Origin of the sequence: Mesorhizobium sp. WSM4904 (assembly GCF_029674545.1) — a bacterium.
In the GTDB taxonomy this organism is placed as follows: domain Bacteria; phylum Pseudomonadota; class Alphaproteobacteria; order Rhizobiales; family Rhizobiaceae; genus Mesorhizobium.
In genome coordinates, this window is the sequence record NZ_CP121354.1 from 5,729,259 (window position 1) to 5,739,503 (window position 10,245).

8 protein-coding genes are annotated in these 10,245 nt (G+C 60.6%); 3 read left to right on the top strand and 5 right to left on the bottom strand.

Annotation, left to right across the window (positions count from 1 at the left end; all coding sequences use genetic code 11):
- Positions 1 to 77 precede the first annotated feature (77 nt).
- Both QAZ47_RS27855 and QAZ47_RS27860 read left to right on the top strand, forming a co-directional pair.
- Positions 78 to 1,370, top strand: a complete 1,293-nt coding sequence (locus QAZ47_RS27855; protein ID WP_278231498.1) for an O-antigen ligase — start codon at positions 78 to 80, stop codon at positions 1,368 to 1,370.
- Complete coding sequence (locus tag QAZ47_RS27860) at positions 1,367 to 2,299, top strand: NAD-dependent epimerase/dehydratase family protein (RefSeq protein ID WP_278231499.1); 933 nt, start codon at positions 1,367 to 1,369, stop codon at positions 2,297 to 2,299. The genes QAZ47_RS27855 and QAZ47_RS27860 overlap by 4 nt, the downstream gene beginning before the upstream one ends.
- Here QAZ47_RS27860 and QAZ47_RS27865 read toward each other — a convergent pair.
- The 3 genes from QAZ47_RS27865 to QAZ47_RS27875 all read right to left on the bottom strand — a co-directional run bounded on the left by QAZ47_RS27865 (position 2,278) and on the right by QAZ47_RS27875 (position 5,873).
- Positions 2,278 to 2,781, bottom strand: a complete 504-nt coding sequence (locus QAZ47_RS27865) for a sugar transferase (protein ID WP_278233894.1) — start codon at positions 2,779 to 2,781, stop codon at positions 2,278 to 2,280. The genes QAZ47_RS27860 and QAZ47_RS27865 overlap by 22 nt on opposite strands.
- Before the next feature lie 45 nt (positions 2,782 to 2,826).
- The gene (locus QAZ47_RS27870) at positions 2,827 to 3,687 is read right to left on the bottom strand and encodes a glycosyltransferase family 2 protein (protein ID WP_278231500.1); all 861 of its coding nucleotides are present in this window, start codon (positions 3,685 to 3,687) and stop codon (positions 2,827 to 2,829) included.
- 137 nt (positions 3,688 to 3,824) lie between these two features.
- A complete protein-coding gene (locus tag QAZ47_RS27875) occupies positions 3,825 to 5,873 on the bottom strand; it encodes a nucleoside-diphosphate sugar epimerase/dehydratase (RefSeq protein ID WP_278231501.1) in 2,049 nt (682 codons plus the stop codon).
- A 287-nt stretch (positions 5,874 to 6,160) separates the two neighbouring features.
- On the opposite strand from QAZ47_RS27875, the gene QAZ47_RS27880 reads away from it, so the two are divergent.
- Positions 6,161 to 7,954 carry a capsular polysaccharide synthesis protein gene (locus QAZ47_RS27880; protein ID WP_278231502.1) on the top strand — a complete coding sequence of 598 codons (1,794 nt, stop codon included), beginning with the start codon at positions 6,161 to 6,163 and terminating at the stop codon, positions 7,952 to 7,954.
- Here QAZ47_RS27880 and QAZ47_RS27885 read toward each other — a convergent pair.
- Both QAZ47_RS27885 and QAZ47_RS27890 read right to left on the bottom strand, forming a co-directional pair.
- Complete coding sequence (locus tag QAZ47_RS27885) at positions 7,851 to 9,404, bottom strand: ABC transporter ATP-binding protein (protein ID WP_278231503.1); 1,554 nt, start codon at positions 9,402 to 9,404, stop codon at positions 7,851 to 7,853. The genes QAZ47_RS27880 and QAZ47_RS27885 overlap by 104 nt on opposite strands.
- A complete protein-coding gene (locus tag QAZ47_RS27890) occupies positions 9,394 to 10,176 on the bottom strand; it encodes an ABC transporter permease (protein ID WP_278231504.1) in 783 nt (260 codons plus the stop codon). Before QAZ47_RS27890 ends, QAZ47_RS27885 begins: the two co-directional genes overlap by 11 nt.
- Positions 10,177 to 10,245: the final 69 nt, after the last annotated feature.

Sequence of the window (10,245 nt, forward strand, 5' to 3'; positions counted from 1 at the left end):
GCGCGACAAAACGGGGTCGAGGGCAACTGCCACCGCCCTGAATCCGCGCACAACCTGGAAGATTGCGAAGCAAGGCATTGAACCCGTTTACATCGCTCAGGCGCCACCTCACGCCGACACAGATCAACATCTACTTCTCGATCGTCTGCTTCTTCTCGCCGCCCGTGCTGGGATCGGTGGTGAGCTTCGTCTTCAATGGCGGCGCGCTATGGTCGGTGTTTCTGCTCGCCACCGGACGGCGGCGGTTCAACATCGACCGGCCTATGCTTGCCATGACGATTGCGATCTGTGCCTATTGCGCGGCCGTGGTGCTGGCTTCGATCGTCAACGGCGCGCTCGGAGCGGATCTGAAATACTTCCTGCCGCTGATCACCTTTCTGTTCTTCCCGATCTCCTATTCGACCTGGAGCATCACGCAGAAGATCACCCTTGCTCGCATAGCCGTGCTGGCAAGTGCCGCGGCATGTTGCGGCGCGCTGGCCATTGCCATCGTCCAGTACCACTGGATCGGCACCAGAGCCGAAGGCGGCGCCGGGAATGCGATCGTGTTCGCGACGGTGACCTGCCTTGCCGCCATGATGTGCCTTGCCGGCGCGCTCTCGGGGATCGTGAAGGGCTGGAAGCCGCTGGCAGGCTCGGCGCTCGCCGGAGTGGTGGCGATCCTTCTTTCGGGGTCGCGCATCATCTGGCTTGCCCTGCCGATCGCCGCCATCGCCGTCGTCCTGATCAACCGGCGCAGGTTCGCCGACGCCAATCTGATGCGTCTGGCGCTGATCGCGGGCGCGGCCTGCCTGCTGGTTGCGGCCATCGGCTTCCCCGTCATCATGGAACGCACCGACTTCCTATTCAGCGACTGGGACGCGCTCGCCACCAAGGGCGATCACTCGACGGCGATCGGCCTGCGCGTTGCAATGTGGGAGATCGGCGTCGGCGCATTTCGCGAGATGCCGATTTTCGGCCACGGCATCTCGGGCAGCCGGGTGCTGATGAAACAGGGTTTCCACGATCAATTCGGCATGACCGCAGGTTACAACCACTATCACGACGGCTTTCTGACCGCGGCGGTGCAGGCCGGTTTGTTGGGGGCGCTGTCCCTCGCGGCCATATTCGTGGTCGCAGCCCGGAATGCGGCAAAAACGCTGCGCCTCAGTGCCGACCCGGCGGAACGGTTCGGCGCAACGATGATCGTCGTCACGGTCATCACCTATCTCATCGGTGGACTGACCGGCATCCTGGTCGGCCAGGACCTTCTCGATTCGACGCTGATGGTGTTCCTGGTTTCCGGAACCTACCTTGCTTGCGGACGAACGGTGTCGCCGATCGGCGAGAGCGCCGCCGCTATTCCATCGGCCGCCGGCCAGCGATCATGAAGGTGCTGGTCACCGGCGCGACCGGGCTGATCGGACGCCAAGTGATCGACCGGCTGCGCCAGGCCAGATTCGACATACGCATCGTTTCCCGCCAGCCAGCAAGACTGCCGGTTGCCGGCGATGCGCTTCCGCTGCCCGGAACGGACGCACCGGGCGCGGCCTTCCTGGCGCTGATGCGCGATGTGAGCCACGTCGTCCACTGCGCGGCGCTGAACAGCGACCGGGACGCCAGCGAAGCCGACTACCGTGCCGCCAATGCGACGCTGACCGGGCGGCTGGCCAAGGCAGCGGCCGCATCAACCGGCGTGCGCTTCATCTATCTTTCCTCGATCAGGGCCGCAGCCGGTCCCGGCTTCAGCGGCACGATCGATGAGGCGACGCCTCCTGCCCCGCAATGCGCCTATGGCCGCTCCAAGCGCGAAGGCGAGATCAGGATGCTCGAGGCCTACGCCGGACGCCCCGATGCCACGGCGCTGCGCCTGCCGCCCGTCTACGGCGAAGGCATGAGAGGCAACATGTCGGCGCTGATGCGGCTTGCGGACACGGGCCTGCCGCTGCCGGCCGGCGCGCTTGCGGGTGTGCGTTCGCTGATCGCGTCCGAAACGGCCGCGGGCGCGGTGCTGCATCTTCTGAACCATCGGGGACCGCTGCGCCCTGCCTATGTCGCGGGCAACGCTGCCCCTCTGGCGATGGCTGAGATCATCACCGCGTTCCGGCAGGGTTTCGGCCGCCCAAGGCGCCTTGTTCCGGTGCCGGCGCTGCCGCTGCGGCTGGCTGCAACGCTGCTTGGCAGGCGGGCGTCGTGGCAGGCCTTGACTGCGACCCAGATCTGCGATCCGTCGCTGTTGATGTCGGAAGGCTGGGCGCCGGAGACCGACACGCCGGCCCGGCTTCGCGACCTAGCGCGTCAGACCTCTCGAGCACGGTAGAACGTCCCCGCCAGTATGCGCAGATCGAGGCCGATCGAAGCGGCCTTCAGATAGGCCGCGTCGGTTTCGGCGCAGAGTTTTGGGTCGGACATGTCGATGCCCTTGATCTGCGCCAGCCCGGTGATGCCCGGAGGTGCCGCCAGCACGCCCAGCCGCTGCCGGTGTCCGATCAGCTCCGCCTGCGTCGGCAGGCATGGCCGGGGGCCGACAAGGCTCATCTCGCCCTTGAGCACGTTCCAGAGCTGCGGCAGTTCGTCGATCTTGGTCCGGCGCAGCAGCTTGCCGACCGCGGTGACCGAACTGGCCGGCGCCTCATGCGTGGGCAAGGACGGGGTATCGCGATGCATGGTGCGCAGCTTGTGGCAGGCAAAGACGGCGCCCGCCCGCCCCACGCGCGGCTGCGAGAAGATGGCCGGCCCCGGCGAAGTCGCCTTGATCGCCAGCATGGCGATGAGCACGATTGGCGACGTCGCCGCCAGCATCACGGCAGCGATCGTCACGTCGAAGGCCCGCTTCGCCGTCACGGCTCAGATCCGGCGCCAAAGGAAGGCGAGGTATAGCCCGAGCGTTCCCATGAGGGTCTGCCGGTAGACACCGCTTTTGCCGAGCAGGCTGAAGCGCCTGAAAGTGCTGCCCTTGCGCGCCCTGATGAACAGGCGAAGGCAAAGCGCCGCATCGCGCGCGATGAGGTCGCGGTTGACGGCAAGGCCCCTGAGATTGCTGTCGGTCCAGGTGGCGAACTGGCCCTTGAACAGACGTCCGAGCCTTGAAAGCCTCGCCTTCCACGAGACATTGGCGCCGACCAGGTTTGTTGCGTGCTGGCGGTATCTGACCAGAGGCCGCGGCTCGTAGCGGACCTTGCCGGCGGCGGCGGTGACGATGAGATAGGCCCACCAGTCGTGGCTGACGAATTCGGTTCTTGCCGACGCCTTGGCCAGAAGGTCGCGTGCCGCGCGGTTGAACAGCATGGTGTTGCCGCCGGCGATGCTTTGCACCAAAGCATTGGGGAAAGACGGCGGGCGGCGGAACAGCGGCGAATGGCCGACCGCGACGCCGGCCTCCGAAATGGTCACCGTCCGCGAGCAGAACAGGAGCGGCGTCCTCATGTCCTGCGCCTCCATCCAGCGGATGGCGCACTCCAGCCGGTCCGGCTCCCAGACGTCGTCCTGATCGCAAAAGGCGTAATAGTCGGCATCGATGCGCGGATCGATGATCATCGAGCGGAAATTGGCGGCGAAGCCCTTTCGCGGGCCCTCCACCACGGTGAGGGAACCCTTGTTCCAGCGGGATCGCCACGCCTCGATGATCGCGGTCGTGCCGTCCGTCGAGCCGTCGTCGGAAATCCAGAGATCGACGCGAGGCCAGGATTGCGCGAGCAAGGAATCCAACTGCTCTCCGATATATGCCGCGCCATCCCTCGTGCCCATGAGAACGGCCACGCGCTGATTTTTTCCGGTCACGGCCTCAAAACCTGCAGGGCATTCGAATGGGCTTCAATAGCCAATCATGAGCGGACAGCACAGGTCTAACCGACCTGTCCGGCCGTCTTCGGCACAGCGTGATCGCGCGGCGCGCCGCCGATGTCTTCCTCCGCCCGGTAGAGCCCGGCCAGGATCGCAAGCGCCGCGGCCTTGTCCCGGTCGTGCATCGCGGCCACCAGCGCCGGCAGCGCGGCCTCGATCCTTGCCCATTCCACGACGTCGGTCCTGAGGCCGAAGATCTTGGCGGTGTCGAGCTTGACGACCTCCTCGTTCTCGCCATGCAGCGTCTCGTGCAGCTTCTCGCCGGGCCTGATGCCGGTGAAGCGGATCGGAATGTCGGTGTAGGGGCTTTTGCCGGCCATGCGGATCATGGTCTCGGCGACTTCGAGGATCGGCACGGGCTTGCCCATGTCGAGCATGTAGATGGCGTAGTCGTCCCTGCCCTGGCGCTGCTCGGCATCGGCGGCCGACATGATGACGAGGTCGACCGCCTCGGCAACGGTCATGAAATAGCGTGTCATGCGCCGGTCGGTGATGGTGACCGGCCCGCCGGCCTCGATCTGCGCCTGGAAGATGGTCGCCACCGAACCGTTGGAGCCGAAGACATTGCCGAAGCGCACGGCGATGAATTTGGTGCCGGGACGATGCGCGCCGATGTGATGGGCGTGATGCACGCCGGCCTGGTGGCCGTTCAGCCCGCCGGCATGGAACGGCGCGGCGTGGGTTTCATGCAGCGAGGAAACGATCTGCTCGGCCGCCCGCTTGGTGACGCCGAGCACCGAGGTCGGGTCGACGGCCTTGTCGCTGGAAATCAGCAGGAATTGCGGCACGCCGCATTCGGCGGCGACCTCGGCACAGGCGAGCGTGCCGAAGACATTGGTCTCGATCGCCGCTTCCCAGTTCTCCTCCAAGAGCGGCACGTGTTTCAGCGCTGCGGCGTGAAAGATGATCGCGGGTTTGAACTCGCTGACGAGGCGCATCATGTGCGGCCTGTCGGTGACGTCGACGATGCGGCTGGTCAGCCGGTCGCGGTCGTTCTCGTCGATCAGCTGATCGAGCTGGAAAATGCCGAACTCGGAATTGTCGGCCACCAGCACCGCCTCGGCGCCGAGTTCCAGCGCGCGCTTGACCAGGATGCGGCCGATGGAGCCGGCGCCGCCGGTGACCAGCACGCGCTTGCCGCCGACGAAGGCGCCGATGCGCGCCGTGTCGGTGGCGACCGCCGAGCGGCGCATGATGGTTTCCATCTCGACGGCATCGAGAACCAGTCTGCCGCCCTGCCCCAGTTCCGAAAGGCCGGAGAACTGGACAACGGCGATGCCGCTGTGGCGGGCGACGCGCACCAGCTCGGCATAGTCCTCGATCTCGCGCTCGACCCCGTTGCCGAAGATCAGGAGGTCGAGGTTTTCCGTGCCCTTGACATATTCCTCCAGCACCTCGACCAGGCGCGGCCGCAGCGCCACGACCGGAACGCCCTGGATCTGGGTGCCGAGCGGCGCGTCGCTCTCGGTCGCCATGATGCCGGCGATGGCGTATTCGGCAGGCACGGAAGTGCGCGTGAAGCGCACGATCACGTCGGCCTCGCTCAACCGGCCGATGAACAGCGCCTGCTTGATCGAAGGGTCGCTGGCGGCGCGGCGCAGGATACGCCAGGACGCGCCGTCGCGCAGGAAGCGATAGTAGAGCCTGGGTGCCGAAATGATGGTGAAGGACACCAGGAAGAAGACGATGAACTGGCGCTCGTTGAGGCCGGAGACCGGCTGATAGAAGGAACGGAAAGCGACCGCGGCCAGATAGAGGACCACCGTCAGGCTGCCGCAACCCTTCAGGATGTTGAAGAAGTCGGGCGTGGAGGCAAAGCGCCAGACGGTGCTGTAGAGGCCGCTAGCGCGGAACAACAGATGGGCGGCGAGCACGATGACCGCCCAGCAGACCAGCCCGCCGGTGGAGAACGCATCGAACGAAAGCCGCGACTGCGAAAGCGTAAGGCTGAGCGCCACCGCGATCAGGACCATGACGAGGTCCTGAACCATGATGATGGCGCGCCGCATCTTCGGTCGGATTCCCGATACGGCTTCTACATAGGCGGTCATTGGGTAGTACTGAACTCCAGGCGCAGAGATACTATCAGAACGGCGCAGGACAAGACACCGTCCCCCGCCACTCCAGATTGCAAATCCCCAACCCTGTCACCCGGTTATCGCATTAGCGCGGAGCGGGCGAGAGGGATAGGGGTTTTTTGCTCAATGAGTTTCTGACGCCTAGTTGCTTTGTGAATGCCGTTCTTATGAACACCATCTAATGTGTATTGGCGGACATTGTGGTCTAGCCACGTTCGCGGGGTTAGGACATAAGGGGTCGATTCGCAGCGAGACCAACGATGCCTCCCAAAATTATCTGGACACTATGGCTGCAAGGCATTGAAGCCGCGCCACCAATCGTCAAAGCCTGCGTTAGCTCTTGGCAGAGAGTCAATTCAGATTGGACTATTCAAGTTCTGACTAAAGAAAGTCTGGCAGACTTTTTGCCGGAAGTGCGTGATCCAAGTTCCATTCTCTCCATGTCGCTTCCGGACGCAACGTACAGTGATATCGTCCGCATCGAATTGCTGTCGAGATACGGTGGAGTTTGGGTAGACGCTACCTGCTATTGCCTCCAGGCACTTGACGAATGGCTTGATGACGTCATGTCCGAAGGGTTCTTTGCCTTCGAGCGCCCCGCTCCCACCCGAATGCTATCTTCATGGTTTCTGGCAGCCAACCAGTCGTCGTATATTGTTCACGAATGGCGGAGGCGAGTTCACCAGCACTGGGACGGGCGAACAGACGATCCAGATTACTTCTGGTTTCACCATCTGTTTGACGACGCTTATCAAAAAAGTAAAAAATTTCGCACGTTGTGGGATCGGATCCCGAAGATATCGGCGAACGATCCACATATGTTTGCACCGTATGAGACGCGATTGCTTGGTCCAATTTCGAAAGAGGATCGAGAGGCTGTTTCTTTTGCTAAGATTCCGTTGCTAAAGCTCACGCACAAGGTGGATCATATCGCGACTCGCGACGGAAGCGCTTACCAATTCCTTTGCGGCTTCGGCGGGCGCAGCTCTCGCCAAGGTGTCAAATATTCGAGCGGTCGATACACTTCGGTTGCCGATCGATTCAACAAAGCTGCGCCGATCCTTTTGTGCTGGTATGGGTCTCTAAAAGACAACGGAACTGTCGGAGATTTGTACGCCCTGCAGAGTGTTGCAGCTCGTCTCAAAGCGTTAGGAGTGAATTTCAGGCACCTAACCGCCAGTTCTGAATTCGAAATCTCTGGCGAAAGAGTAGCGCCGGACACGGTCGTCCATAGTGACTATGCCACGCTAGTCTTCGTTTGCGGACCGGTTATCAAGCATCACCCGATAGTGGAGACGGTAATCCGTCGATTTCCATCCGCAAAGAAAATCGGTATCAGCGTCAGCCTTTTTCCAGCTAATCACGTAAGCTACACTCAACCATTCGATGTCGTATTGGCACGAGAAGGGGGGCCTCGACGTTTTGAGGATGTGGCTATTCTTGCTCCTTCGCTGGTCACACAAAAACGGGCACGCGCATCAAACGAACCGCTTGTTGTAGGACTAGTGCTTCGCGGGGAGCAAAGTGAATATGGTCCCGACAGCTCACTCCATGACCGCACCAGTGCCCTGGTATCGCACGTGCTCAGCACCCTAGGCACAAAGTATCAGGTCAAAACGGTAGAGATCGAACACCACTTGACGCGCTCCGGTCAGACCCCGCTCGAGATGGAGAGGCTATATTCATCCTGTGACCTGGTACTCACGTCCCGGTTTCACGGAGCGATTTTGGCGATGCGCAACGAAATTCCTTTCATCGCTGTTGATCAAATTCGTAGGGGCGGGAAGCTGACAAGCCTCCTTTCAACCTCTGGGTGGCCCTTTGTTTATCGTGCTGAGCACATAGACGGAGACCATGTGGCCCGCGCTGCGCTGGAGCTAGTCGAGGGCGACAAAAGTGATCTGTTGCTGGACGTTGCGGAGTCCACGAGGTTAAAGGCTGCAGAAACCCTCAATGCCCTAGAGGCTTTGCTGGGGACAAGGCCACCTGAGGCATTGCGTCCAAGTTTGCGTAGCCGATTGCAACAAGGTCTGGCTCGCTGGCGACGCGGATGAGAACTCCTTCAACAACCTTGTGAAGCATACGGAAGTCGTCATCGACCATGCCTCGCACGCCCGCACTTGCCAGATAGACTCCCGGCAGCATTATGCAATTGAAGGTGAAACTTATTCGCAGTGAGGTCCCACTGCTGACGAATTGGGTCCGTTCCCTCCGAGCTCTGTGCGTATCTGAGCCCGCCAGAACAAGGCCGGTTACACTTTTGAATAGAAATTCGAATCCGACACCCGTTGCGTCAGCGTTGAAGTCAACCATGTATTCGAAAACATAGCGCCTCCCCATCTGCAGCACGTTTACTTGCTCGCCACTAAGCGTCGTGATGCGCATATCGCGAATACGGGCGCCGCGTTCTTCAAGGTAAACTGTAGACTTCGACGACAGGTTGGGATCGTAGTAGTCTGCATACAGCGCACTTGCGTTGATCGGCTCTGACTCGGTCTCGGCAGCCGACACAGTCAAAGCGTCAGGCTCGGCTCCATCTAGGCTGGAAGAAGCTGACGAAATGTCTGCTGGAGAGTCCGTCGCGAGAGGCGCCAATTTTGGATCTGCTGCGGAATGTCCCTCACTGAAGTCGCCAATCACTGTTACCTGTGGGGCGGACATAGCTATGTTAAGCTCCGCGATTCCCGCGCGAATTTCTGTCACCGTTTCGGCGCTTGCATTCACTAGCCGCTGATACTGTCCCACGATCGTTTTCGGCCTACCCTCCAGAATAAGTTCACCAGCGTCGATCAGCATCGCTCGCGTGCACAATTGGACAATGGTTTGCGCGCCGTGGCTGACGAAAAGAATGGTGCCCCCCCTATCTTTAATGTCTTCGATGCGGGCGAAGCACTTGCGTTGGAAGGCCTCGTCCCCGACGGCAAGCGCTTCGTCCACCACAAGGATGTCCGGATCGACGTTAATCGCAGTGGCGAAGGCGAGGCGCACATACATGCCTGACGAATAGGTCTTCACGGGCTGATCGATGAAAGGCCCGATATCGGCGAAGCGAGCTATGTCGTCGAAACGCCACTCCATTTCCTTGCGCGGGATGCCTAAGATCGAAGCATTGAGGAACACATTCTCACGACCAGTGAATTCCGGGTTGAAGCCGGCACCAAGTTCCAGCAACGCGGCGATACGTCCATTGACCTCGACCGAGCCGCTGGTCGGTTGGAGTGTCCCGCAAATGATTTGCAGCAATGTCGACTTGCCGGAACCGTTTCGGCCAATGATACCGACGGTTTCGCCGCGCCCAATCTCGAAAGAAACACCCGACAAAGCGGCAAAATCGCGGAAATAGCGGCGGGGCTGACGACCAAATAAACGCTCTAGCCGCGGCACCACCATCTGCTTGAAGCGGTCTTCAGGCCGCTCGAACATCACATAGTGCTTTGACACGTCACGCACACGGATGGCGACATCCGATCCCGTGCGGTTGACCAAGGAGACGCTAGAGGACATCGGCAAATCCTCTGCGGGTCTTTTGAAAAAACTGATATCCGAGAAATGCTATTCCAAGCGCTATCAACGAATAATAACCAAGCGCTAACCAGTCCGGCTGGACGCCGAAGAGAACCACATTGCGAAAACCCTCGACAGGAATCGCAAGTGGGTTAAGCGAGAGCCATGGCTGCAGCCATGTAGGCAAAGATGCCCGTTGGAAGAACACCGGCGACAAGAACATCGTCGCGGTCACCAACGGCGTCACGATCTGACTGCTGTCCCGAAAGTAGACGCCGATCGAAGCCAACGTCCAGGCGATCCCGACCACGAGCACGATCAATGGCGCGAAAACCACCGGCGCCAGAACCACCGTAAGTGGTACACCGCCAAACACGACATAGGCAAAGACCAGAAGGACCAACAGGCTGACTGCCGCATGAAACAAGGCAGCACCCGCTGAAACCACGGGAAGTATTTGAATCGGAAAGACAATCTTCTTGACGTAGTTCGAATTGGCCACGATCAGACCTGGCGACAACGAAACTACCTCGGCAAAGAATTGAAAGATGATCAATCCGCAGAAGAGGATGACGGCGAACTCACCAGTCGAATGCGTTGCGTTCTGTTGGTCCGGGATCGTCCAACGCGCCTTCATCACCACGCCGAAAACGAAGGTGTATACAGCCAACATGAATAGCGGATTGAGGAGTGACCAAAACAACCCAAGTGCAGAGCCGCGATAACGGCCAGCGATCTCTCGGCGGATGAGAGAGAATATCAATTCCCGCAAGCGCAACTCCAATAGCATTCTTCAGTCGATAATACGCAAAATCCAACGAGCGGAGCCCAGTACGACTCA